This is a genomic window from Ornithinicoccus halotolerans (assembly GCF_009602535.1).
Taxonomy (GTDB): Bacteria; Actinomycetota; Actinomycetes; order Actinomycetales; family Dermatophilaceae; genus Ornithinicoccus; species Ornithinicoccus halotolerans.
Genome location: NZ_WIQI01000040.1, coordinates 1 through 23,039 on the forward strand (window position 1 = coordinate 1; position 23,039 = coordinate 23,039).

The window sequence follows — 23,039 nt, forward strand, 5'->3', positions numbered from 1 at the left end:
CCGGCTCGACCTGCGCCGCCGCCGGCCCCGTGCCGGGAGCGGGTGGGTCGCGCTGGTGGGTGGCGGCCCGGGGGCCGACGGCCTGCTCACCGTCCGTGCCCGGGAGCTGCTCGCAGCGGCCGACGTCGTGGTCGTGGACCGGCTCGCGCCCCGCGGGGTGCTCGCCGACCTGCCGCCCGAGGTGCGGGTCGTCGACGTCGGCAAGGAGGTCGGGCACCACCAGGTGCCGCAGCAGCAGATCAACGCGATGCTGGTGGCCGAGGCCGCCGCCGGGCGCGGGGTGGTGCGGCTGAAGGGCGGCGACCCCTACGTGCTCGGCCGCGGCGGCGAGGAGCGGGCGGCCTGCGAGGCCGCCGGCGTGCCGGTCGAGGTGGTGCCGGGAGTCACCAGCGCGATCGCCGTCCCCGCGGCCGCCGGGATCCCCCTCACCCACCGCGGCCTGGCCCGCTCGTTCACCGTCGTCACCGGTCACGACCAGGTCCCGCACCTGCCCACCGGGGACGACCACACCCTGGTCGTGCTGATGGGCGTGGCCCGGCTGCGCGACACCGTCGCCGCCCTCGTCGGCAACGGCCGGGACGCCGACTGCCCCGCCGCCGTGGTGGAGCGCGGGTTCCTGCCCGGGCAGCGCACCACCGTGGCCCCGCTGCGCGAGCTCGCCGAGCGGGCCGCCGAGGCGGGCGTGCGCTCCCCGGCCGTCGTCGTGATCGGGGCGGTGGTCCGGCTGGCCCCCGAGTGGCGGACGCGGGAAGGTGCGGCCGTGCCACGCCAGCCCGAGGTCCGGCTCCCGGTCGAGGTTCCCGTACCGGGCGAGGGCCCGCACCGGTGAGGCCGCTGGCGCTGCTGGCGCACGGCACCCGCAGCCAGGCGGGCATCGCGGTGGTCGAGGAGGTGGCCCGTCGTGCGGCCGAGGCCGCCGGGGCCGAGGTGCGCCTCGGCTACGTCGACGTCTGCGAGCCGACCGCCTGGGAGGTGCTGGCGGGACTCGAGCGGCCGGTGGTGGTGCCCTACTTCGTCACCTCCGGCTACCACGTCGACCACGATGTCCCCGACGCCGCGGCTCGCGCCCGTGCGGCGGTCGTCACCCCCGCCCTCGGGGCCGCGCCCGAGGTGGTGCGGGCCCTCGCGGACCGGCTGCCGCCGGTCTCCCCGGGGACAGCGGTGCTGCTCGGCGGCGCCGGCTCCTCCCGCGACGCGGCCCGGGACGAGGCGCACGAGGTGGCCGGGCTGCTGGCAGCCGAGCTCGGGGTGCCGGTGCGGGCCGGGTTCCTGTCCGGGCCCGGCCCGCAGGCCGCCGACGTGCTGGCCGAGCTGCGCAGCGACCACGGCCGCGTAGTGGCCGGCGCGCTGCTGCTGGCGCCGGGATTCTTCCACCGGCAACTGGAGGTGCTCGGAGCCGACGCGGTGGCGGCGCCGCTGGGAACCCACCCGGCGCTGGTCGACCTGGTCGTGCGCCGCTACCGGGACGCCGCCGGCTGAGCCGCTCCCCGCCGGCCTCCGTCGCCTCCGGAGCCTGCGCCCAGGTCCAGCCGGTGCGCCTCGTTGCCGGTCAGCCCGGGGGCGACGTCCGGGCGCAGCACGTGGTGCTCGTCGTAGTCGCCGCCGGCCAGCGTGCGGTAGCCGATCGGCTCCTCGGCCGCTGCCCCGTCCACCCGCGCCACCAGCCGGTCGACCTCCCGCTCCAGCTGGCCGGCCGGCCAGTGGTGGACGCTGCTCAGCAGGTGTGGTCGCAGCGCGGCCATCCCGGTGTAGTGGAAGGTTCCGTGCAGCAACGGGAACAGCACGTCCTCCACGTGGCCGCTGATGCCGCGCGGCCCCAGCGCCCCGGGACGGTCCCCGGCCGTGACCACCGCCAGGCCGCGCCGTCCGACGAGCCCGCCGTCCCCGAACTTCCGGACCCGGCCGGTCCCCGGGTCGCGCACGCCGAACGCGAAGCCGTTGACCAGCACCCGGTCGAACCAGCCCTTGAGGATCGCCGGGACGCCGTACCACCACAGCGGGAACTGCAGCACCACCAGCTCGGCCTCCCGCAGCTTGGCCTGCTCGGTCCGGATGTCGTCGGTGAGCCGGCCCTCCCGGTAGCCGCTCCGCTGCCAGTCCGAGACCGGGGTTCCCGGAGGCGGTGGCTCGCCGGAGAGGTCGGCGCTGGTCAGCACGGGGTCGAACCCCATCCGGTAGAGGTCGCTCTCCACCACGCGGTGGCCGCCGGCCCGTAGCCGTGGCAGCGCGGCGTCGCGGAGCCGGCCGTTGAGCGAGCAGGGGTCGGGGTGGGCCAGGACCCAGAGGATGTCCACGGGTGCTCCTTCGTCTCGGTGTTCCCCCCAGGGTCGCCGAACGGCTACGATCAGGACAAGTACGCACTTTGCTGTCACGTAGTGACGAAATGGATAGTGTGCAGGTCAACGCGAGGAGGAGGGCCGATGCGCGAGTCGGTGCGGCGGGCCACGCAGGTGTGTCCGGTGGAGGTCGCGATCGCCGTCGTCGGCGGCGCCTGGAAGATGACGGTGGTCAAGCAGCTCCGGGACGGGCCGCTGCGGTTCGGTGAGCTCACCCGCGCGGTCGGTCCGGTGACACCGCGGGTGCTCACCCGGCAGCTGCGTGAGCTGGAGGCCGACGGTGTGGTGCACCGGGAGGTGTACCCGCAGGTCCCGCCCCGCGTGGAGTACTCGCTCACCCCGCTCGGCCAGACGCTGGGGTCGCTGGTGGAGAGCCTGGACGCCTGGGGTGCGGACTACCTCGCGCAGGCCCCGGTGAGGTAGTTGTCGGGGCGGTAAAGAGTCCGTCAGGAAATCGCCGAGGTACTCCCCGCGCCGCTCCGGACGCTGCCATGCTGCGCCCGGGAGCGGCGACCGCCGCTCCTGCCCGCGCCGTCGCGAGCAGCGGCCGTGGGCGCCTCCCGGTGAGAGGGGACCTCACATGCGCATCCGACCGAGTCGAGGCCTGGGGGCGGTGACCACGGTCGCGGCCCTGGCCGCTACCGTCGCCGCCCCGGTGGCGGCCCAGGACGAGACGGCGCCACAGGCGGTGACGACCGAGCAGGAGATGGTGGTGACCGCCAATCCGCTCGCGACCCGGGCCGGTGAGCAGGTGCTGCGCAACGGCGGCACCGCCGCCGACGCCGCGGTGGCCGCGCAGCTGGTGCTGGGGCTGGTGGAGCCGCAGTCCAGCGGGCTGGGCGGCGGCGCGTTCGTCGTGTGGCACGACGGCGAGACCGGCGAGATCACCACCTACGACGGCCGGGAGAAGACGCCGATGGCCTCCGGGGAGGACCGGTTCGTGGGGCTGTCGTTCACCGAGGCCTGGCAGAGCGGTCTCTCGGCGGGGGTGCCCGGCACGCCGGCGCTGCTGGAGGAGCTCCACAGCGACCACGGCGGGATGCCCTGGCAGCGGCTGTTCGCGCCGGGGCTGCGGCTGGCGCTGGGCGGCTTCGAGATGACCGACCGCACCGCGGCGCTGGTCGACTCCTACCTGGCCCGCAACGACAGCTGCACCGACCGGCTGTTCTTCCGCGACCCGGTGGCGTTCGAGTACTTCACCAACGGCTCGGAGACCGACTGTGCCGCCAAGCCCGGCGGCACCCGGATGCGCAACCCCGACTACGCCAACACCCTCAAGACGCTGCGCAAGGAGGGCGCCGAGGGCTTCTACACCGGTGAGATCGCCGAGGCGGTCGCCGAGGCGGTGCAGACCGACCCGCACATCCCCGGCGACATGACCGTCGAGGACCTGGCCGCCTACGACGTGGTCGAGCGGCCTGCCGTGTGCGCCGACTACCGCGGCCACGAGGTGTGCGGGATGGGCCCGCCCTCCTCCGGCGCGCTCGCCGTCGGGCAGATGCTGGGCATCCTGGAGCACTTCGACCTCGGCGACGACCCGCTCGCCCCCGAGGCGGTGCACCTGTTCACCCAGGCGGGACGGCTCGCCTTCGCCGACCGCAACCTCTACGTCGGTGACACCGACTTCGTGACGGTGCCGGTCGAGGGCATGCTCGACGAGGACTACCTGGCCGAGCGGGCCGCGCTCGTCGGCGAGGAGGACATGGGCACCGCCGAGCCGGGCACCCCGCCCGGGGAGTTCGACCCGACGGCACCGCAGACCGAGTCCAACGAGTCCGGCACCAGCCACGTCTCGGTCGTGGACCGGTACGGCAACGCGCTGTCGATGACCACCACCATCGAGAGCGGCTTCGGCAACGGCGTCATGGTCGACGGTGGCGGCTTCCTGCTGAACAACGAGCTGACCGACTTCTCGTTCGCACCGACCGACGACGAGGGCGTCCCGATCGCGAACCGGGTGCAGCCCGGCAAGCGGCCGCGCAGCTCGATGTCACCGACGATCGTGCGGGACGCCGACGGCCAGGTGGAGCTGGTCACCGGGTCCCCGGGCGGCAGCCGGATCATCGGCTACACCGCCCAGTCGATCATCAACGTCATCGACTTCGGGCTGGACCCGCAGCAGGCGATCAACGTGCCGCACTACGGCAACCGCAACACCACCACGACCGACATCGAGCCGCCGATCCCCGGCGTCACGTGGGACTACGACGTCGAGGCGCCGCGGGCCGCGCTCGAGGCTCGTGGCCACCAGGTGTCGCTGACCACCCAGACCAGCGGCCTGGGCGTCATCCAGGTGACCGAGGACGGCCTGGTGGGCGGCGCGGACTACCGGAGGGACGGCGCCATCGGCGGCCAGTGAGCTGAGCGCCGTCACGGAGGCGCGGGGAACCGACCTCGATCGGGCGGTCCCCGCGCCTGCGTCGTGTCGCCTGGCTGCCCGGACCGAGGACCCCTGGGAGGATCGGGGCCGTGGATCTCGTGACGGACGGCGGTAGCGGCGCGGAGCCGCTGCTCGCCCGGCTCGCCCGCGACGCCGAGGCCGGACGGGCCAGCCGGACGCCGGAGGAGCGACGAGGCTGGCTGGCCGGGCTGGTCGAGGCAGCGGCCCGGTGCGCGGACCACCCGCCCACGGCCCGGCTGCTGGACCACTGGCAGTGCGCCGCCCCCGTGCCTCACACGCGGGCGCTGCACGAGGTCACCGTGCTGTCGGGCATGCCGGTCAGCGTCCGCGTGCTGCTGCCGGAGACGGCCGGCCCGCACCCGGTCGTGCTGGCGGTCCCGGGTCACGGCCCGGGCGCGGTGGCCGTCTGCGGCCCCGACCCGGGCGCCCCCGACGGTGACTCGACGAACGGGCACGGCCGCTTCGGTCTGGACCTGCTCGCCGAGGGCGCGACCGTGGTGGTGCCCGAGGTGCTCGGTCTCGGGCCGCGGCAGTCGGCGCAGGACCGGGCCTACGACCCGGACGCGCCGCACGCCTGCTACCGGCTCGCCACCCGGCTGCTCGACCACGGGCTGACGCTCGCCGGGGTGCGGGTGGCCGAGCTGCGCGGCCTGCTCGACGTGTTGCCGGCCCTGCTGGCCAGCGAGGCCGGAGCCGGACACGCCCCTCTGGTGGGTGCCGCGGGGTTCTCCGGCGGGGCACCGCTGGCGGCGGTGCTGGGCGCGGTCGACGACCGGGTCTCGGCGCTCGCGCTGACCGGCTGGCCCGGCAGCTACGAGGGCAGCATCCACGCCGTGCGGCACTGCCTGTGCAACCACCTGCCCGGCCAGGCGCCGTTGCTCGAGCAGGCCGACCTGCTGGCGCTGCTCGCCCCGCGCCCACTCGGGGTCGCCACCGGCCGGCAGGACCCGATCTTCTCCCTGGAGGGCTTCGAGCAGGTGGTGCGGGCGCTGGCCGGGGTCTACGGGCAGGCCGGTGCCACCGACCGGCTCGTCCACCACGTGCACCCGGGGGGCCACGAGGTCGACGGCAGCCGGCTCTGGCCGTGGCTGGTCCGGGTGTTGCGGGAGCCGGACCAGCGTCAGGGTCAGGTCGGCTCCCCGACCATCACGTAGCCGGCCAGCGGGATGGTGAGCGCGGTCTCGCCCGGTGTGCGGAAGGGCCGGTAGACGTCCGCGGAGTCGGCGATGATCCGGTCCAGCTGAGCAGGGGAGAGCCGATCAGCGAGCGGTGTCGACCCCACCTCGGTGCGGACCATGCCCTCCACGGAGGTGAACGTCGCCGGTTGCTCGTGGTCGTGCACCGAGGTGACCGTGATCCCGGCCCGGGCGAACTGGGCGGCCAGCCGGTCGCGGTCCCCGTGCACCCAGTAGGTGCCCAGCATCCGCACCGCCTCCGGCCCGGCGTGGCGGGCCACCATCGCGGCCCACGGCCCGTAGGCAGGCTGGTCGTCCAGGAGGTCGAAGACCTGCACCGCCACCCTGCCTCCGGCACGGGTGACCCGCCCCATCTCCCGGAGCGCGGCGACGACGTCGGGGAAGAACATCAGTGCCGACTGGCAGACGGTCACGTCGACGTCGTCGTCCGGGAGCGGCAGCGCGGCGGCGTCGCCCTGCCGCCAGTCCAGGTCCGGTGAGACCTGGGCGGCGACCTGGAGCATCGCCGGGTTGAGGTCGACCCCGACCACGGACCCGCCTGGTCCCACCCGCTCCGCGGCGTGCCGCGCCACGATGCCGGTTCCGCACGCGACGTCGAGCACGCGCTGGCCGGGTCCGACCTGAGCGGCCATGAGGGTCGGCTCCACCCAGTGGGTGAACAGTGCCGGCACGAACTGCTCCTCATAGAGCGCGGCCTGCTGTGGACTGATCTGGAATGTCTCGGTCATGGAGCCAGCGTGGGCGCGCCGGGGCCGAGAAGGATGGGTCACCTGCCCCATCTGCGATCCCGTTCCCCGCTCCTGGTCGCATCGATGACGGAGGAGCAGACTGGCATCGTGCGCGTGGGAGCTGACGATCCCGTGCCCGAGGAGGAACCTACGGCGATCCTCGCCCGGGCCGACGCCCTGGCCGACGAGGGCGAGTACGCGGCCGCGCTCGCGCTCCGGGAGCGGGCCTTCGTCGCCCTGCGCGGCAGCGGTGAGGTGCGCCGCGCGGCTGTGCTCGCCGCGTACCAGATCGCCTTCGACCACCTGGCGTTGTTCGGGCACGGGGCAGTGGCCCGGGGCTGGCTGCAGCGTGGGACCGAGCTGATCCGCGGTCAGAGCGAGTGCGCGGAGGTCGGGTGGGTGCTGCTCGCCCGCGCGCTGCACTCCGCCGACCGCACCGAGCGCGCCGAGCTGGTCGCGAGCGCCGCGGAGGTGGCCGACCGGTGGGGGGACGCCGACCTGTGGTTCGACGCTCTGGCGTACACCGGGCTGGGCCGGGTCGAGGAGGGAGACGTGGCTGCGGGCACCCGGCTGCTGGACGAGGCTGCCGCGGCCGCCCGCGCGGGCGAGGTCAGCAGTGGCACGGTCGCCGGAGAGATCTACTGCAAGATGATGATGGCCTGCGAGACGGTGCTCGACGTGACGCGCGCGGAGGAGTGGCGGGAGCAGGCCGAGCCGATGGCCGGCCGGCCCGCGCTGCGGTGGGCCACCGCCATCTGCCGTACCCACCACGGGGGCGTCCTGGTCGCGGCCGGGCGGTGGGTGGAGGCGGAGATCCTCCTGCAGGGTGCCCTGCAGCTGTACGAGGTGAGCTACGTGGCACTGCGCCGTGCGGCGCTGGTGCGGCTCGCCGAGCTTCGCGTCCGGCAGGGAAGGGCCCTCGAGGCCGAGCAGCTGCTGTCCGGGCAGGAGCAGGACCCCGCCGCGCTGCGGCCGTGGGCCCGGGCGCGCTGGGCACGGTCCAGCGATCCCGCCTCGCGGGCGTGGGTGGCCCGGGTGGTCGAGCAGCGGCTGCGGGAGCAGGAGCCACTCGCGGCCAACGACGTCCTCACCCTGGCGCTGGTAGCCCAGCTGGACGCCGCGCTGGGCCGGCCGGAGGCGGCCCGCCGGGCCGTTCACCGGCTACGGGCAGTCGCCGAGCGTGACGTGGGGCGGGCGCTGCGAGGCTACGCAAACCACGCCGACGGGGTGGTCACCGGCAGCCTGGACCGTCTGGAGGCGGCAGTGGCGGCCTTCGGCGCCACCCGGCTGCCGCTCGAGGAGGCCGTGGCGCGGCTCGAGATCGCCCGGTTGCTCCGGGTCGTCGAGCCCGTTCGCGCCGCCGGTGAGGCCCAGGCCGCGGTGACGGTCCTGGCCGGGCTCGGCGCACACCCGCATCGTGACGAGGCAGAGGCGCTGCTCCGCGAGCTGGGTGGCCCCCGCCGCACCGGTCCCCGGCACGCCTCCGGCCAGCTCACCGACCGCGAGACCGAGGTGCTGGCACTCGTCGCGGAGGGTTTGTCCAACCCGGAGATCGCTGCTCGGCTGTTCATCAGCCGCAAGACGGTCGCCCACCACGTCAGCAACGCCATCGCCAAACTGGGGGTGCGCAACCGGGCCGAGGCCGCCGCCTGGGCGGTGCGCAACGGGCTGTCGGCCACACGTTGAGGCGACCGGGCGGGAGAGCGGGTGACCGTGCTGTGCGACACCGAGAGCGACCGCACGCTGGACCTGGAGACGGTCCGCGACCAGGATCTGTACAGCCCCGAGGGGGCCTGAACGATCTCGAGCGTCGAGAAAGGGGCAGTGCAGATGACCCAGCCACCTGCCGGGGAGGAGGCGGCCGCGCTGACCGAGCGGTTGGGACGCCTCCACACGGCGCTGCTGTGCGACGTGCTGGACGCGATGGGCCAGCCCGCGACCTTCCTCGGGCCCCACGTCCGGCCGCTGTGCGGGCCCCCGCACGTCGTCGGACGGGTGGCCACCATGCGGATCGAGGCGGTGGAGGCACCGGTCGTGCCGGCCTACCGCCAGCTGCTGCAGGGGCTCGCCGATCTCCAGCCCGGTGACGTGGTGGTCGCCGCCGGGGCCGAGCCCTCCCCAGCAGGGCTGTGGGGAGAGCTGCTCAGCACCGCCGCGCAGGCGCGCGGCGCGGTCGGTGCGGTGATGCAGGCGCTGTGCCGCGACGTCGAGGAGATCGACACCCTCGGCTTTCCCGTGTTCGCGACCGGCGCCTCACCGCTGGACTCCGCCGGCCGCGTCGAGGTGGTGGAGACCGGCGGCGAGCTGGTGCTCGCCGGGGGCGTCGTCAGCCCCGGCGACTATGTCGTCGGGGACCGGATGGGGGTGGTCACCATCGCCCGGGAGGCGGTGCCCGAGGCGGTCCGGCGGGCCGAGGAGAAGGCGCGCGGCGAGACGACGGTGCGCTCGGAGCTGGCCGCCGGCGAGGACCCGCGTGAGGTCTTCGCCCGTCACGGGATCCTGTAACGACCGGCAGAGGGCGCGCACCGTCACGGTGCGCGCCCTCTGCGCTGTCGGCCGCCAGCCGGCTTACCGGGCCGGTCCGGAGGCCAGCCCGGTCAGCCCTGGGCGGCCGCCGAGGCGGTCTGCCGGGAGTGGGTGCCCTCGCCGATCTCCTCGACCAGCTTGGCGTTGAACGCCGGCAGGTCCTTCGGCGTCCGGCTGCTCACCAGGCCGGAGTCGACGACGACCTCCTCGTCGACCCAGTCCGCGCCCGCGTTGCGCAGGTCGGTCTGCAGGCTCGGGTAGGAGGTCATCCGCCGGCCACGGAGCACGTCCGCGTCGGTCAGGATCCAACCGCCGTGGCAGATCACGCCGACCGGCTTGTGCTGGGCGAAGATGTCCCGGGTGAAGGACACCGCCGCGGAGTCCATCCGCAGGTGGTCCCCGTTGGCGACCCCCCCGGGCAGCACCAGGGCGTCGTAGTCGCCGGCGCTGGCGTCGGTGGAGCTCACGTCGACCTGGGCCTCGTGGCCCTTCTTGCCGGTGATGGTGCCGGACTCCGGGGAGATCAGCACCGCCTGCGCCCCTGCCTCGGTGACGGCCTCCCAGGGCGAGGTCAGCTCGCTGTCCTCAAACCCGTTGGTGGCCAGGAACGCGACCTTCTTGCCGTTCAGGTCAGTCATGCTGTCACTCCTTCCGTGTGTCAGCTGCTTCCCGTCCACACTAAGCACCGGCGCGGCGCTCGGCATTCCGGGCGCTCCCCTCGCAGGCCAGCCGCTCAGCGGGTGCCGGCCGCCCAGAGGCCGCGCACCCCGAGCCCGACCCGGAACAGGGTCGTGGTCGCGGTCAGGTAGAGCTGGTTGCCGCGCAGCCCGCCGAAGGTGAGGTTGGAGCAGCGCAGCGGCAGCGCCAGCCGCGCCCGCAACGACCCGTCCGGGCCGTAGTAGTGCACCCCGTCGTCGAGCGCCGCCGCCCACAGGCCGCCGTGCTCGTCGACCCGCAGCCCGTCGTAGGAGCCGCGCTCGGTCTCGGCGAACACCTCACCGCCGCGCAGCGCGCCGTCGGTGACCTCGAACACCCGGATGTGCTGGCGCACGGTGTCGGCCACGTAGAGCAGCGAGCCGTCGGGGCTGAAGGCCAGCCCGTTCGGCGTGCCCATGTCCTCGGTGACCTGGTGCAGGTGCCCGTCGGGGTCGATCCGGTAGACGTGGTTGCCGTCCAGCTCCGAGGGTGCCGCGTGGCCCTCGTAGGAGCTGAGGATGCCGAACGAGGGGTCGGTGAACCAGATCGAGCCGTCGTGGCGGACCGCGACGTCGTTGGGGCTGTTCAGCCGCCGGCCGTGCCAGTGGTCGGCCAGCACGGTGCGGGTGCCGTCCTGCTCCATCCGGCTGACCGAGCGGGTGCCGTGCTCGCAGCTGACGACGCGCCCGTCCGGCAGCAGGGTCCGGCCGTTGGCGAACCCGGCGGGCGAGCGCCATACGCCCACCGTCCCGGTCGCCTCGTCCAGCCGCAGCACCCGGTCGGCGGGGATGTCGGAGAACAGCAGGCTGCGCCACAGCGGCGAGTAGGCCGGCCCCTCCAGCCAGTGGCCCTCTTCGTAGACCACGTCCAGGAAGTGCGCCGACTTCGGCGGCTCACCCTCCCACTCGGCCGGGATCCGCTGGGTCGCTGCCATTCGTGCCTCCATGCTCCGTCGGTGGACCTGTCGCTGTCCCGCCAAGTCTGGCGTAGCAGCCCGCGCGGGTCGCCTCCGGCCACGGGGAGCGGGAGGCTGTCCGGACCGGGCCTGCCCGGGGCGCAGCGACAGGACGTCAGGTCCGGTCAGGCCAGGTCCGGCTTGCCGAACAGCTCGGCGTAGCCGATCTGCAGCTGGCCCAGCACCTGGTTCAGCTGGCCGCCGGTGACCGAGTCCGCGACCGTGCTCAGCACCGCGCTGGCGTCCCACCGGGCGGTCTCCCGGGTGGACTCCAGCCGCTGGGCCAGCGTGGCCACGAACTCCTCCACGCCCAGCCCACCCTGGCTGCCCGGGCCGGCGAGGACGGCATCCTCGGTCCCTTCGGGTAGCTGCGCGGCCAGGTCCTCGGCCTCACCGGGCGTCAGCCGCGCCCCGAGCAGCCCCAGCACCGCGCCGGTGACGCGCTCCACCTCGACGCGGTCGGCGTACTGGCCGCGCTCACGGACCGTGGCCAGGAACTCGTCATGCCTCATGGCACACCTCCGTTCACACCCCACAGCGGGGTCGGACGTACGGCGGTCTCTCCCATGACACCACCGCGCCCGCCGGTGTGCAGCCGCGGCCCTGGGAGGGACGGCGACATGGTGACGGCCCACGGACGCAGCCGGGACGGGAACAAACCGGGCACGCGTTGAGTTGAGCCATACAGACTCAACTTGAGTGAGCCTCGGTTTGACAACGGTTCGGGCCGTAGGTGAAGTTGAGTGGGAGCCACGCAAGGACCCCCGGTCGCAGCCAGCGCTGCTGGCGCGGCCACCCCGAGCAGGAGGAGAGATACCCAGATGGGACGTGCAGTCGGCATCGACCTCGGCACCACGAACTCCGCGGTCGCGGTGCTCGAGGGCGGCGAGCCCAAGATCATCGCCAACGCCGAGGGCGGCCGGACCACCCCGTCGGTGGTCAGCTTCGCCAAGAACGGCGAGATCCTCGTCGGTGAGGTCGCCAAGCGGCAGGCGGTCACGAACGTCGAGCGGACCATCCGGTCGGTCAAGCGCCACATGGGCACCGACTGGAGCACCGCGATCGACGACAAGACCTACACCGCTCAGGAGATCAGCGCCCGCATCCTGCAGAAGCTGAAGCGGGACTCCGAGTCCTACCTGGGCGAGGAGGTCACCGACGCGGTCATCACCGTGCCGGCCTACTTCGACGACGCCGAGCGGCAGTCGACCAAGGAGGCCGGCGAGATCGCGGGGCTGAACGTGCTCCGCATCATCAACGAGCCGACCGCCGCGGCGCTGGCCTACGGCCTGGACAAGGGCAAGGAGGACGAGCTCATCCTCGTCTTCGACCTCGGTGGCGGGACCTTCGACGTGTCCCTGCTGGAGGTCGGCAAGGACCCGGAGGACAACTTCTCCACCATCCAGGTGCGGGCCACCCACGGTGACAACCGGCTGGGCGGTGACGACTGGGACGAGCGCATCGTCAACCACCTGCTGACGACGCTGCGTAACCAGACCGGCACCGACCTGTCCAACGACAAGATCGCGATGCAGCGGCTGCGGGACGCGGCCGAGCAGGCCAAGAAGGAGCTGTCCAGCTCCACCACCACCAGCATCAACCTGCAGTACCTGTCGATGGGTGAGAACGGCCCGATCCACCTGGACGAGACCATCACCCGGGCGCAGTTCGAGCAGATGACCGAGGACCTGCTGGACCGGACCAAGGGCCCGTTCGAGCAGGTGATGTCCGACGCCGGCATCCAGGTCTCCGACATCGACCACGTCGTGCTCGTCGGTGGCTCCACCCGCATGCCGGCCGTGGCCGAGCTGGTCAAGAAGCTCACCGGCGGCCAGGAGCCCAACAAGGGCGTCAACCCCGACGAGGTCGTCGCCATCGGCGCCTCGCTGCAGGCCGGCGTCCTGAAGGGCGAGCGCAAGGACGTGCTGCTGATCGACGTCACGCCGCTGTCGCTGGGCATCGAGACCCAGGGCGGGATCATGACCAAGCTCATCGAGCGCAACACCGCCATCCCGACCCGGCGCTCCGAGGTCTTCACGACCGCCAGCGACAACCAGCCGTCGGTCAACGTGCAGGTGTTCCAGGGTGAGCGCGAGATCGCCCAGCACAACAAGCCGCTGGGCAACTTCGAGCTGACCGGGATCCCGCCGGCCCCGCGTGGTGTGCCGCAGATCGAGGTCACCTTCGACATCGACGCCAACGGCATCGTCCACGTGTCGGCGAAGGACCGTGGCACCGGCAAGGAGCAGTCGATGACGATCTCCGGGGGCAGCGCGCTGCCGAAGGAGGAGATCGAGCGCATGGTCAAGGACGCCGAGCAGCACGCCGAGGAGGACCAGCGCCGGCGCGAGGAGACCGAGACCCGCAACACCGCGGAGCAGCTGGTCTACTCCACCGAGAAGTTCCTGTCCGAGAACGGCGAGCAGGTGCCCGAGGACACCAAGGCCCCGGTCAACGCCGCGGTCGAGGACCTCAAGGCCGCCCTGAAGCCGGACTCCGGCGCCACCGTCGACGACATCAAGGCCAAGATGGAGACCCTCTCCACCGAGAGCCAGAAGATGGGCTCGGCGATGTACGCCGCCCAGTCCGAGGCCGGCGCGGGAGCCGAGGGCGCCCCCGGCGGTGCGACCGAGAACCCGAACCCGGGCGCCGAGCAGTCCTCCGGTGAGGACGTGGTCGACGCCGAGGTCGTCGAGGACGAGGACACCAAGGACGCCAAGTGAGTGCCACCACGCCAGGGCCCGCAGGGGCCGGTCATCCGGGACAACCGACGCATCGACCCCGAGACGGGGCAGCCGCGCGAGAGCGGCCGTGCCGCGACCGATCCGGTCGCGGCGGAGCAGGCCCCCACCGCTGAGCAGCCGGCTGCTCCCGAGCCGCCAGCCGCGACGGCGGAGGCCGACGCCACCGAGGAGTCGTCCGTGCCGGAGCAGCCGGGTGAGGGCGAGGTCGCGGAGCCGCACCCCGACACCCAGCTGGCGGCCGACCGGCTGGAGGACCTGCGCCGCCTGCAGGCCGAGTACGTCAACTACAAGCGCCGGGTGGACCGCGACCGGGAGCGGGAGCGGGAGCGCGCCGTCGGCAGCGTCGTCGAGGCGCTGCTGCCGGTGATGGACGACATCCACTCCGCCCGGGAGCACGGCGACCTGACCGAGGGGCCGTTCGCGGCGATCGCCGACAAGCTGGAGGCGACGCTGGCCCGGTTCGGGGTCGCCCGCTTCGGGGAGGTGGGGGAGGCCTTCGACCCCACCCACCACGAGGCGCTGATGCACCTGCCCGAGGCCGACCTGCCCGAGGGGGCGCGCGACACCACGGTCGTGCAGGTCCTCCAGCCCGGCTTCAAGGTGGGTGAGCAGGTCGTGCGGGCCGCGCGCGTCGCGGTCGCCGACCCGCCGCAGTGACCCAACGGCCGGGTGCGGGCCCAGCCGGCCCGCACCCGGCCGCTACCAGCACCGACCAGGAGAGCATGACGGAGACGTCACCGAGCAGCTGAGGAGGAGGTGAGCACCGGTGGCCAGCCAGGACTGGTTCGAGAAGGACTTCTACGCCATCCTCGGCGTCCCGCAGGACGCGGACGAGGCGACCGTCAAGAAGTCCTACCGCAAGCTCGCCCGCGAGTGGCACCCCGACTCCAAGCCCGGTGACGAGGCCGCCGAGCAGCGGTTCAAGGACATCGGTGAGGCCTATGCCGTCCTGTCCGACCCCGAGCAGCGCCAGCAGTACGACGCGATCCGGCAGATGTCCCGCGGCGGCGCGCGGTTCACCGCCGGCGCCGGCGGGCCCGGGGCGGCCGGCGGGACCGGCTTCGAGGACATCTTCGCCCAGATGTTCGGCGCCGGCGCCGGCGCCGGCAGCGGCGGTGCCCGCCAGCACGTGCAGTTCGGCACCGGCGGCGGGCAGCAGACCATCAACCTGGAGGACCTGCTGGGCGGCTTCGCCGGTGGCGGAGGCACCGCCGGCGGCTACGGGGGGCCCAGCGGCTTCGGCGGCGCCCGCGCCCCGCGCAAGGGGCGCGACGTGGAGGCGCGCACCACGCTGACGTTCCGGCAGGCCGCGACCGGCGACACCGTCACGCTGCGCACGCCCGAGGGCCGCAGCCTCACCGCCCGCATCCCCGCCGGCGTCAAGGACGGCCAGCGGATCCGGCTGCGTGGCAAGGGCATGCCCGGGGAGGCCGGCGCGCCAGCCGGTGACCTGATGCTGCAGGTCAGCGTGCAGCCGCACCCGGTGTTCGGCCGGGAGGGCAACAACCTCACCGTCGACCTGCCGGTGACCTTCGCCGAGGCCGCGCTGGGCGCGACGGTGCAGGTGCCGACCCTCGACGGCCAGCCGGTGCGGGTGCGCATCGCGCCCGGGACCCCGTCCGGCCGGGTGCTGCGCGTCAAGGGCCGTGGCATCAAGACCAAGGGCGGCACCGGCGACCTGCTCGCCAAGGTGCAGATCGTCGTCCCCCAGCGGCTCAGCGACACGGCCACGGAGGCGGTGCGCACGCTGCAGCAGGAGACGGCGGGGGCCGACCCGCGCGCCGAGCTCTTCACCAGGGCGTCCCAGTAGCGGCCAGGAGCAGCGCCAGCGCAGGAGGAGGTGAGCACGGTGGCAGCAACGCGCCAGCCCGACGACGACACCCCGGTGTTCGTCATCTCCGTTGCGGCCGAGCTCGCCGGCATGCACGCCCAGACGCTGCGGCAGTACGACCGGCTCGGCCTGGTCACCCCCAAGCGCACCCGCGGCGGCGGCCGCCGCTACTCCCCGCGGGACGTCGACCGGCTGCGGGAGGTGCAGCGCCTCTCCCAGGAGGAGGGGGTCAGCCTCGCCGGCGTGCAGCGGATCATGCAGCTGGAGCACCAGGTCGAGGCGCTGCAGCAGCGGGTCGCCGAGCTGCACGAGCAGAACCGCTCGCTGGAGGAGGCGCTGGTCTCCGAGAGCCGGGTGTTCGCGGTCAGCCGGAGCGGTGACGTGACCCCGCTGCCGCGCGGCACCCGGCCGCGGCCCACGGGTACCAGCCGGGCGCTGGTGCTGTGGCGACCACACCGGCGGCGCTGAGCCTCAGCGCGGACCGACCGGCCACTGCCCGCGCCGGAACGCGCTGGGCCCCTCTAGGCTGGCGCCATGCCAGCCCAGCCCGACCTGCCTGCCCGCGGTGTCCTCGTCACCGGCGCCAGCCGCGGGATCGGCGCCGCCACCGCCGCCGCGTTCGCTGCCCGCGGGGACCGGGTCGCCGTCCACTTCCGGGGCGCCCGGGAGCTGGCCGAGCAGGTGCTCGCCGCCCTGCCCGGTGAGGGACACGCCCTCGTTCAGGGTGACCTGGCCGACCCGGGGCAGGCGCGGGCCGTCGCGGAGCAGGCCGTGGCCGCCCTGGGCCGCGTCGACGTCCTGGTCAACAACGCCGCCCGGTTCCTGAACCCCAAGGGCGAGGGCAGCCGCCGCGGGGACCACCGGGTCACCGAGGTGGACTACGAGGCCTGGGTGGACGCCTGGCAGCAGACGCTGGCCACCAACCTGATGGGCCCGGCCCACCTCACCTGGTGCCTGGCCCGGCACATGATCGAGGTGCCCGCGGCCGAGGGGCTCCCGGCCGGGCGGGTGGTCAACGTGGGCTCCCGCGGTGCCTACCGGGGCGAGCCGGCCGTGCCGGCCTACGGCGCCAGCAAGGCCGGGCTGCACGCCTTCGGCCAGTCGATGGCGGTCGCGCTGGCGCCGCACGGCATCGGCGTGGTGACGCTGGCCCCTGGCTTCGTGGCCACCGAGATGGCAGCCGCCGTGCTGGAAGGGCCGGAGGGCGACGCGGTCCGGGCGCAGAGCCCCTACGGCCGGGTGGCGACCGCGGCGGAGGTGGCCGGCGCGCTGCTGCGGCTGGCCGACCCCGCGATGGAGTGGGCCTCCGGGGCGGTGGTCGACTTCAACGGCGCCAGCCACCTGCGCTAGCCGCCGGCGCGGAACTGCTCCACGAGTGGGACGACGTCGGCGATGCTCTCGCAGACCCGCGTCGGGCGGTAGGGGTAGCGCTCCACCTGCTCCCGGCGGGTGGACCCGGTGAGCACCAGCACGGTGCGCAGGCCGGCCTCCAGGCCGCTGACGATGTCGGTGTCCATCCGGTCGCCGATCATCACGGTGTGCTCGGAGTGGGCGTCGATCCGGTTCAACGCGCTGCGCATCATCAACGGGTTGGGCTTGCCCACGAAGTAGGGCGTGACCCCGGTGGCGCGGGTGATCAGGGCGGCCACGCTGCCGGTGGCCGGCAGCGGTCCCTGCGCGGAGGGGCCGGTGGCGTCCGGGTTGGTGGCGATGAACCGGGATCCCGCCTCGACCAGCCGGATGGCGCGGGTGATGGCCTCGAAGGAGTAGGTGCGGGTCTCGCCGAGGACGACGTAGTCGGGGTTGCGGTCGGTCAGCACGTACCCGATGTCGTGCAGCGCCGTGGTGAGCCCCGCCTCGCCGATCACGTACGCCGAGCCGGCGGCGCGCTGGTCGTGCAGGAACTGCGCGGTCGCCAGCGCCGAGGTCCAGATCGCCTCCTCCGGCACGTCGATGCCGCCGGCCGCCAGCCGGGCCCGCAGGTCCCGCGGCGTGTAGATCGAGTTGTTGGTCAGCAGCTGGAACCGCAGCCCGGCCTCCTGCAGCGCCGCGACGAACTCGGCGCCGCCCGGGAGCGCCCGCTCCTCGTGCACCAGGACGCCGTCCATGTCGGTGAGCCAGCACTCCACCGGGATCTGGTCGGTCATGCGGCTATCCTGCCCGACCGCCGAGCGCCAGGGTGGTCGGCCACGGGGTGACCAGGGCGCGGCGTCGGCGGTCCCCGAGATCGTCGTCAGGCCGTCGTGGTGCTGACATTCCCAGTTCACCGGCGGTTCACGGTCCGCGCCTTCGATGAGACCTGCTGGGCGACCAGCGGGGGCGCCGCCATGGGCTCATGGCCGCCGCCGCCGGGTGAGCGAGAGGACGCACCACTGACGACCATCCTGAGCACGGGCCGTGGTGACCCGGGCGCGCTGGCCCGCGCCGCCTGGCCGCTGCGGGTGCTCACGGTGACCAGCGCACGGCTCTCCCCGGGGGCGATCGAGCCCGACCCGGGTGAGCGCTCGTTGCTGTTCGACTACCTCGACGACCCGTTCGCCGCACTGCTGGAGGTGGCCCACGGACGGGCCCGCGCGCTGGTGCTGCCCTCCGACCTGGCCGTGGCCGAGCCGGCCGCCCTCGTCAGCAGCCTGGCGCAGTGGGACACCGTCCCCGTCCTCGTCGCCGTGCTGGACCATCCGGGCGCGGCCCGGGTCGCCGAGCAGGCGGTAGCGGCCGGGTGCGCCGGGCTGCTGAGCCCGCCGCTGCGGCAGCGGGAGCTGGCCGGCGTGCTCGCCCGCGCGGTCCGCAGGCACGCCACGGCCGCTCCCCAGGGCAGCCGGCGCATCGGCGGGGTGGAGGTCGACCTGGCCGGCTTCACCGTGACCGGGCCGGACGGGGTCCGCGTGCAGCTGGGCGGGCTGCAGTTCGCGGCGCTGGCGCGGCTGGTGCAGGCCTGGCCGGCGGTGGTACCGCTGGCCGACCTGGCCGCCAGCGTGGGCGTGGTGGGGGAGCACCAGGCCGACCGGACCCGGCGGCTGGTGGCGCGGCTGCGGCGGCAGCTGCTGCCGGCCACCGGGCCCGGCTTCGTCGAGAACGTCCGCGGCCTGGGCTACCGGCTGCGGCCCTAGCCGGCGGGATGGCGCTCAGCCGAAGCGGCCGGAGACGTAGTCCTCGGTGGCCTGCTGCGAGGGCCGGGAGAAGATGACGGTGGTGTCGTCCATCTCCACCAGCCGGCCCGGCTGGCCGGTCGCCTCGATGTTGAAGAAGCCGGTGCGGTCGCTGACGCGTGCGGCCTGCTGCATGTTGTGGGTCACGATCACGATCGTGTAGTTGGCCTTGAGGTCGGCGATGAGGTCCTCGATCGCGAGCGTGGAGATCGGGTCCAGGGCCGAGCACGGCTCGTCCATCAGCAGCACGTCGGGCTCGACGGCGATCGCCCGTGCGATGCACAGCCGCTGCTGCTGGCCACCGGAGAGGCCGGAGCCGGGACGGTCCAGCCGGTCCTTGACCTCGTTCCACAGGTTCGCTCCGCGCAGCGACCGCTCCACGACCTCGTCCAGCCGGGCCTTGGGCAGCCGTCCCCCGTTCAGCCGCACCCCGGCGATGACGTTCTCGTAGATCGACATGGTGGGGAACGGGTTGGGACGCTGGAAGACCATCCCGATGTGGCGGCGAACCGAGACCGCGTCCACGGTGGGGCCGTAGACGTCCTGCCCGGACAGGCTGACCTTGCCCTCGACGCGGGCCCCGGGGATGACCTCGTGCATCCGGTTGAGGGAGCGCAGGAAGGTCGACTTGCCACAGCCCGAGGGACCGATCAGCGCGGTCACGCTCTTGGGCTCGATGGTCATGGAGACTTTCTCCACGGCGAGGAAGTCGCCGTAGTAGATGCTCAGGTCGGTGACGTCGATGCTCTTGGCCACGGGTTCTCCTGTCTGTGCCCTGGTCAGCGACTCTTGGTGCCGAACAGGCGGGCGATGAGTCGGGCGGCGAGGTTGAGGCCCATGACGATGACCATGAGGGTCAGCGCCGCGGCCCACGCGCGGTCCACGCCGGGCTCGGGCGGGACGCCCGGGATCATGTAGGACTCGTAGGTGAAGACCGGCAATGTCATCATCCGGCCCTCGAAGATGTTCCAGTCCAGGTTGGTCGTGCTGCCGGCGATGATCAGCAGCGGAGCGGTCTCTCCGATGACGCGGGCGATCGCGATGGTCACGCCGGCCGCGATGCCCGCGCCGGCGGTGGGCAGCACCACCTTCACGATGGTGCGCCACCGCGGCACGCCCAGGGCGTAGGAGGCCTCCCGCAGCTCGTTGGCGACCAGCTTCAGCATCTCCTCCACCGAGCGGACCACCACCGGCACCATCAGCAGGGAGAGCGCCACGGCGCCGCCCAGCCCGAACCGGATGCTGGGCCCGAAGAAGATCGAGAACAGCGCGAAGGCGAACAGCCCGGCGACGATCGAGGGGATCCCGGTCATGACGTCGACCAGGATGGTGACCATGCGCGCCAGCCGGCCCTTGCCGTACTCCACCAGGTAGATGGCGCACATGATGCCGATGGGCACGGAGATGAGGGTGGCCGAACCGGTGATGAGCAGCGTGCCCACGATGGCGTGCAGCGCGCCGCCGCCCTCGCCCAGGACCGCGCGCATGTCGGAGGTGAAGAACTCGGGGTCGAAGCGGGCCAGCCCGTTGGTCAGCGTGGAGTAGATGAGCGAGAGCAGCGGCAGCAGCGCCAGCAGGAACGCGACGGTGACCACGACGGTGAAGGCGCGGTCCTTGCCGCGGCGGGCGCCCTCCACCCGCCAGCTGACGCCCGGGAGGGCCACCAGCACCAGCAGCAGGCCGGCGACGGCGCCCACCGCCCAGCTGCCGGCGAGCAGCCCGAGGAGGGCGCCACCTGCCAGCCCGGCGCCGGTGAGCCCCCAGGTGGCGCCCGTGCCCAGGTGCCGGTGGGACTCCAGCCCCGGGGCGGCGTCGGTCTCCGTCGGTGTCTCGGTCGGGGCGTTGACGGCGGTCATGCGTTCGCTCCGGAGAACTCGGCGCGGCGGGCGATGATCGCCCGCGCGGTGAAGTTGACGAGGAAGGTGAGCACGAACAGCGCGAGGCCGGAGGCGATGAGCGCGTTGACCTCCAGGCCCGTGTACTCGGGGAACTTCAGCGCGATGTTGGCCGCGACCGTGCTGGAGTTCTGGCTGCCGATCAGGTTCAGCGAGACCAGTCCTGGGTAGGCCGACAGGACCATCGCGACCGCGATCGTCTCGCCGAGGGCCCGGCCCAGCCCCAGCATGGCGCCGCTCATGATGCCCGAGCGGCTGAACGGCAGCACCGTCATCAGGATCATCTCCAGGCGGGTGGCGCCGAGTGCCAGCGCCGCCTCCTCCTGCAGCCGCGGCGTCTGCAGGAACACCTCGCGGTTCACCGCGGTCATGATCGGCAGGATCATCACGGCCAGCACGACACCGGCGGTCATCATCGTCCGGCCGCTCCCGGAGGGGGACTGGGAGAAGAACGGCAGGAACCCCAGGTTGTCGTGCAGCCACGGGAACAGGCCGGCGATCTGCGGGGCCAGGAAGTAGATGCCCCAGAGCCCGTAGACCACGCTGGGCACCGCCGCCAGCAGGTCGATGACGTACCCCAGCGTGCTGGCCACCCGCCGGGGCGCGTAGTGCGAGATGAACAAGCCGATGCCCACCGACAGCGGGAGGGCGATCAGCAGGGCGAGCACGGCACCGAAGACGGTGCCGAACAGCAGCGGTGCGATGAAGGCGACGATGCCGCCCTCGCCGGGGATCTGCTCCGGGTCGGCCACCAGGGCCGGGTAGCCCTCGAGCACCAGGAACGTGAACACGCCGGCCAGGGCCAGCAGGATGAGGACTCCGGCGGCGGTGGCGGCGCCGGAGAACAGCCGGTCGCCGAGCCGGCGGTTGCCGCCGAGGCCGCTCATCGTGGTGTCGGGGGACGGGGCCTGGGTGCTCATCGGCCGGTCCTCTCAGGGGATGGGGTCACGGGTGGTCCGCCCGGGACGGGCTCGGTCCTCGCTCCGGCTCAGCCGGCCGAGATGGCGTCGATCGCCTCCTGCGCGTTGCCGCGCAGGGTCTCGGAGATGGGCGCGGAGCCGGCGTGCTCGGCGGCCATCTGCTGGCCCTCCTCGCTGATCAGGTAGGAGAAGAAGCCCTGGACCAGCTCGGCGGTGTTGGCGTCGTCGTAGCTGGTGCAGGCCAGCTGGTAGGACACCAGCACGATGGGGTAGACCCCGGACTCCTCGGTGTCGCGCGGCAGGTCGATGGCGTAGCTGTGCTCACCGCGGCCCTCGACCCGCTCCGCGGCGTCGACGGCGGCCGCGCTGGCCTCGGGCGAGTACGCGACGAACTCCTCACCGACCTGGACGGAGGCGACGCCCAGGTCACCGACCTGCGAGGCGTCGAGGTAGCCGATGGTGCCCTCGCCGCCGTTGAGCGCCTGGGCCACGCCCTGGGTCTGCGCGGCGGCCTCGCCGCCCTGCACCGGCCAGTCGCCGGAGACCTCGTAGCTCCAGTCCTCCGGCGCCGCCTGGGACAGGTAGTCGACGAAGTTCTCGGTGGTGCCGGACTCGTCGGAGCGGTGCACGGGCGTGATCGCCATGTCGGGCAGCTCCACGCCTTCGTTGAGCTCCTGGATGGCCGGGTCGTTCCACTGGGTGATCTGCATGTCGAAGATCTGGGCCATCACCGAGGGGGAGAGGTTCAGCTCCTCCACGCCGGGCAGGTTGTAGGCGACCGCGATCGGGGAGATGTAGGCCGGGAACTCGATGAAGTCACCCCCGCAGGTCTCCTGTGCCGCGCTGACCTCCTCCTCGTCCAGGTAGGCGTCACTGCCGGCGAAGGCGACGCCGCCGCTGGTGAACTGGTCGCGGCCCCCGCCGGAGCCGATCGGGTCATAGGTCACGGTCACGTCCGGAGCGACGCCGGCGAAGCCGGCGATCCAGGCCTCCATCGCCGCCCCCTGCGAGGACGCACCGGCACCGGCGAGCGAGCCGGACAGCGACGAGGCGTCGTCGCCGGCCGTGTTCTCGCTGGAGCCGGTGTCGCCGCCGTCGGCGTTGGCGCTGTCGCCCTCGGAGGTGTCGCCGCCGCAGGCGGTCAGCGTCATGGCCAGGGCGGCCACGCCGGGCACCATGGCCCGGCGGAAGATAGTGCGGTTCACGTCAAGTCTCCTGCTGTCGAGTGGAGCGGACGGCCGCGACGCTAGGCAGCGAAGGTGACCGACTGCGTCACCATTGGTGAACGGATGGCGAACAGTGGGCAATCTGTCGGTATGCGGACGGGAAGGCGCCCGCCGCCGCGCTACCGCTGCAGCGCCCCCTCGAACAGCCGGTGCAGCTCCGCCGAGAACAGCACGAACCGGACCCGCTCGACACCCGGCGTGGCCGGCAGCGTCTCGCGCACCGTGCTGACCGCGACGTCGGCCACCTGCGCGGGGTCCCAGCCGAACACCCCCGCGCTGACGGCGGGGAACGCCACGCTGGTCGCGCCGACCTCCTCGGCGACCGCCAGGCTGCGGCGGAAGCAGGAGGCCAGCAGCGCCGGGTCGGTCTGGCCGCGGCGGCGGTCGGGCCCGACGGTGTGGATCACCCAGCGGGCGGGCATCCCGCCCGCCCCGG

24 protein-coding genes are annotated in these 23,039 nt (G+C 73.4%); 13 read left to right on the forward strand and 11 right to left on the reverse strand.

What is annotated here, in order from left to right:
- Both cobA and GFJ45_RS08785 read left to right on the forward strand, forming a co-directional pair.
- Positions 1 to 829 (forward strand): uroporphyrinogen-III C-methyltransferase (gene cobA, locus GFJ45_RS08780; protein WP_153396260.1); only part of this gene is annotated, 829 nt, incomplete at its 5' end.
- Entirely contained in the window at positions 826 to 1,479 is a 654-nt protein-coding gene (locus GFJ45_RS08785) for a sirohydrochlorin chelatase (protein WP_194288593.1), read from the forward strand. The genes cobA and GFJ45_RS08785, both read left to right, overlap by 4 nt.
- On the opposite strand, the gene GFJ45_RS08790 is transcribed toward GFJ45_RS08785, so the two are convergent.
- Complete coding sequence (locus GFJ45_RS08790; protein ID WP_153396265.1) at positions 1,458 to 2,294, reverse strand: NAD(P)H-dependent oxidoreductase; 837 nt, start codon at positions 2,292 to 2,294, stop codon at positions 1,458 to 1,460. The genes GFJ45_RS08785 and GFJ45_RS08790 overlap by 22 nt on opposite strands.
- Positions 2,295 to 2,420: 126 nt before the next feature.
- Between GFJ45_RS08790 and GFJ45_RS08795 the strand changes: the two genes are divergently transcribed.
- From GFJ45_RS08795 to GFJ45_RS08805, 3 genes are all read left to right on the forward strand, one after another.
- Positions 2,421 to 2,759 (forward strand): winged helix-turn-helix transcriptional regulator, encoded by a 339-nt coding sequence (locus tag GFJ45_RS08795; protein ID WP_153396267.1) that lies wholly within the window; start codon positions 2,421 to 2,423, stop codon positions 2,757 to 2,759.
- Between the two features lie 157 nt (positions 2,760 to 2,916).
- Positions 2,917 to 4,695 (forward strand): gamma-glutamyltransferase, encoded by a 1,779-nt coding sequence (gene ggt, locus GFJ45_RS08800; RefSeq protein ID WP_153396269.1) that lies wholly within the window; start codon positions 2,917 to 2,919, stop codon positions 4,693 to 4,695.
- A 110-nt stretch (positions 4,696 to 4,805) separates the two neighbouring features.
- Positions 4,806 to 5,891, forward strand: a complete 1,086-nt coding sequence (locus GFJ45_RS08805; protein WP_153396271.1) for a dienelactone hydrolase family protein — start codon at positions 4,806 to 4,808, stop codon at positions 5,889 to 5,891.
- On the opposite strand, the gene GFJ45_RS08810 is transcribed toward GFJ45_RS08805, so the two are convergent.
- Positions 5,864 to 6,661: a class I SAM-dependent methyltransferase gene (locus GFJ45_RS08810; RefSeq protein WP_153396273.1), complete on the reverse strand. Its 798-nt coding sequence runs from the start codon at positions 6,659 to 6,661 to the stop codon at positions 5,864 to 5,866. The two genes, GFJ45_RS08805 and GFJ45_RS08810, sit on opposite strands and share 28 nt — an antisense overlap.
- Before the next feature lie 108 nt (positions 6,662 to 6,769).
- Between GFJ45_RS08810 and GFJ45_RS16995 the strand changes: the two genes are divergently transcribed.
- Positions 6,770 to 8,347, forward strand: coding sequence for a helix-turn-helix transcriptional regulator (locus tag GFJ45_RS16995; protein WP_323368725.1), 1,578 nt, complete (start codon positions 6,770 to 6,772; stop codon positions 8,345 to 8,347).
- 144 nt (positions 8,348 to 8,491) lie between these two features.
- Positions 8,492 to 9,166 (forward strand): RraA family protein, encoded by a 675-nt coding sequence (locus tag GFJ45_RS08820; RefSeq protein WP_153396275.1) that lies wholly within the window; start codon positions 8,492 to 8,494, stop codon positions 9,164 to 9,166.
- Between the two features lie 92 nt (positions 9,167 to 9,258).
- On the opposite strand, the gene GFJ45_RS08825 is transcribed toward GFJ45_RS08820, so the two are convergent.
- The 3 genes from GFJ45_RS08825 to GFJ45_RS08835 all read right to left on the reverse strand — a co-directional run bounded on the left by GFJ45_RS08825 (position 9,259) and on the right by GFJ45_RS08835 (position 11,350).
- Complete coding sequence (locus tag GFJ45_RS08825; protein ID WP_153396277.1) at positions 9,259 to 9,825, reverse strand: type 1 glutamine amidotransferase domain-containing protein; 567 nt, start codon at positions 9,823 to 9,825, stop codon at positions 9,259 to 9,261.
- Positions 9,826 to 9,920: 95 nt separating this feature from the next.
- Entirely contained in the window at positions 9,921 to 10,817 is an 897-nt protein-coding gene (locus GFJ45_RS08830; RefSeq protein WP_194288594.1) for an SMP-30/gluconolactonase/LRE family protein, read from the reverse strand.
- A gap of 146 nt (positions 10,818 to 10,963) precedes the next feature.
- Positions 10,964 to 11,350, reverse strand: a complete 387-nt coding sequence (locus tag GFJ45_RS08835) for a DUF2267 domain-containing protein (protein ID WP_153396281.1) — start codon at positions 11,348 to 11,350, stop codon at positions 10,964 to 10,966.
- 309 nt (positions 11,351 to 11,659) lie between these two features.
- Here GFJ45_RS08835 and dnaK point away from each other — a divergent pair, with 309 nt between their 5' ends.
- From dnaK to GFJ45_RS08860, 5 genes are all read left to right on the forward strand, one after another.
- Positions 11,660 to 13,561 carry a molecular chaperone DnaK gene (gene dnaK / locus GFJ45_RS08840; protein WP_153396283.1) on the forward strand — a complete coding sequence of 634 codons (1,902 nt, stop codon included), beginning with the start codon at positions 11,660 to 11,662 and terminating at the stop codon, positions 13,559 to 13,561.
- On the forward strand, positions 13,562 to 14,239 hold the full coding sequence (locus GFJ45_RS08845; RefSeq protein WP_228386741.1) for a nucleotide exchange factor GrpE: 678 nt from the start codon (positions 13,562 to 13,564) through the stop codon (positions 14,237 to 14,239).
- A gap of 109 nt (positions 14,240 to 14,348) precedes the next feature.
- Entirely contained in the window at positions 14,349 to 15,392 is a 1,044-nt protein-coding gene (locus GFJ45_RS08850) for a DnaJ C-terminal domain-containing protein (RefSeq protein ID WP_153396285.1), read from the forward strand.
- Positions 15,393 to 15,431: 39 nt separating this feature from the next.
- Positions 15,432 to 15,881: a heat shock protein transcriptional repressor HspR gene (locus GFJ45_RS08855; RefSeq protein ID WP_267128856.1), complete on the forward strand. Its 450-nt coding sequence runs from the start codon at positions 15,432 to 15,434 to the stop codon at positions 15,879 to 15,881.
- A gap of 66 nt (positions 15,882 to 15,947) precedes the next feature.
- A complete protein-coding gene (locus GFJ45_RS08860; RefSeq protein WP_153396289.1) occupies positions 15,948 to 16,763 on the forward strand; it encodes an SDR family NAD(P)-dependent oxidoreductase in 816 nt (271 codons plus the stop codon).
- Here GFJ45_RS08860 and GFJ45_RS08865 read toward each other — a convergent pair.
- A complete protein-coding gene (locus GFJ45_RS08865; protein WP_153396291.1) occupies positions 16,760 to 17,560 on the reverse strand; it encodes an HAD-IIA family hydrolase in 801 nt (266 codons plus the stop codon). The genes GFJ45_RS08860 and GFJ45_RS08865 overlap by 4 nt on opposite strands.
- Positions 17,561 to 17,740: 180 nt before the next feature.
- Here GFJ45_RS08865 and GFJ45_RS08870 point away from each other — a divergent pair, with 180 nt between their 5' ends.
- Complete coding sequence (locus GFJ45_RS08870; RefSeq protein WP_194288595.1) at positions 17,741 to 18,523, forward strand: response regulator transcription factor; 783 nt, start codon at positions 17,741 to 17,743, stop codon at positions 18,521 to 18,523.
- A gap of 15 nt (positions 18,524 to 18,538) precedes the next feature.
- Here GFJ45_RS08870 and pstB read toward each other — a convergent pair whose 3' ends face one another.
- The 5 genes from pstB to GFJ45_RS08895 form a co-directional block, all read right to left on the reverse strand.
- Positions 18,539 to 19,318 carry a phosphate ABC transporter ATP-binding protein PstB gene (gene pstB, locus GFJ45_RS08875; RefSeq protein WP_153396295.1) on the reverse strand — a complete coding sequence of 260 codons (780 nt, stop codon included), beginning with the start codon at positions 19,316 to 19,318 and terminating at the stop codon, positions 18,539 to 18,541.
- Between the two features lie 23 nt (positions 19,319 to 19,341).
- Positions 19,342 to 20,418 (reverse strand): phosphate ABC transporter permease PstA, encoded by a 1,077-nt coding sequence (gene pstA / locus GFJ45_RS08880; protein ID WP_153396297.1) that lies wholly within the window; start codon positions 20,416 to 20,418, stop codon positions 19,342 to 19,344.
- Entirely contained in the window at positions 20,415 to 21,377 is a 963-nt protein-coding gene (gene pstC / locus GFJ45_RS08885; protein WP_153396299.1) for a phosphate ABC transporter permease subunit PstC, read from the reverse strand. The genes pstA and pstC overlap by 4 nt, the downstream gene beginning before the upstream one ends.
- A 68-nt stretch (positions 21,378 to 21,445) precedes the next feature.
- Positions 21,446 to 22,582, reverse strand: coding sequence for a phosphate ABC transporter substrate-binding protein PstS (gene pstS, locus GFJ45_RS08890; protein WP_228386743.1), 1,137 nt, complete (start codon positions 22,580 to 22,582; stop codon positions 21,446 to 21,448).
- A 140-nt stretch (positions 22,583 to 22,722) separates the two neighbouring features.
- Positions 22,723 to 23,039, reverse strand: a 317-nt coding sequence (locus GFJ45_RS08895; RefSeq protein WP_194288596.1) for a macro domain-containing protein, incomplete at its 5' end; no start/stop codon positions are given.

Bases quoted from the DNA above. Each gene is read 5' to 3' on its own strand.
- pstC (WP_153396299.1), bottom strand. From the start codon at position 21,377: ATGAGCACCCAGGCCCCGTCCCCCGACACCACGATGAGCGGCCTCGGC.
- GFJ45_RS08825 (WP_153396277.1), bottom strand. From the start codon at position 9,825: ATGACTGACCTGAACGGCAAGAAGGTCGCGTTCCTGGCCACCAACGGG.
- GFJ45_RS08810 (WP_153396273.1), bottom strand. From the start codon at position 6,661: ATGACCGAGACATTCCAGATCAGTCCACAGCAGGCCGCGCTCTATGAG.
- ggt (WP_153396269.1), top strand. From the start codon at position 2,917: ATGCGCATCCGACCGAGTCGAGGCCTGGGGGCGGTGACCACGGTCGCG.
- GFJ45_RS08835 (WP_153396281.1), bottom strand. From the start codon at position 11,350: ATGAGGCATGACGAGTTCCTGGCCACGGTCCGTGAGCGCGGCCAGTAC.
- GFJ45_RS08860 (WP_153396289.1), top strand. From the start codon at position 15,948: ATGCCAGCCCAGCCCGACCTGCCTGCCCGCGGTGTCCTCGTCACCGGC.
- GFJ45_RS08795 (WP_153396267.1), top strand. From the start codon at position 2,421: ATGCGCGAGTCGGTGCGGCGGGCCACGCAGGTGTGTCCGGTGGAGGTC.
- GFJ45_RS08820 (WP_153396275.1), top strand. From the start codon at position 8,492: ATGACCCAGCCACCTGCCGGGGAGGAGGCGGCCGCGCTGACCGAGCGG.
- pstA (WP_153396297.1), bottom strand. From the start codon at position 20,418: ATGACCGCCGTCAACGCCCCGACCGAGACACCGACGGAGACCGACGCC.
- dnaK (WP_153396283.1), top strand. From the start codon at position 11,660: ATGGGACGTGCAGTCGGCATCGACCTCGGCACCACGAACTCCGCGGTC.
- GFJ45_RS08865 (WP_153396291.1), bottom strand. From the start codon at position 17,560: ATGACCGACCAGATCCCGGTGGAGTGCTGGCTCACCGACATGGACGGC.
- GFJ45_RS08870 (WP_194288595.1), top strand. From the start codon at position 17,741: ATGGGCTCATGGCCGCCGCCGCCGGGTGAGCGAGAGGACGCACCACTG.
- GFJ45_RS08830 (WP_194288594.1), bottom strand. From the start codon at position 10,817: ATGGCAGCGACCCAGCGGATCCCGGCCGAGTGGGAGGGTGAGCCGCCG.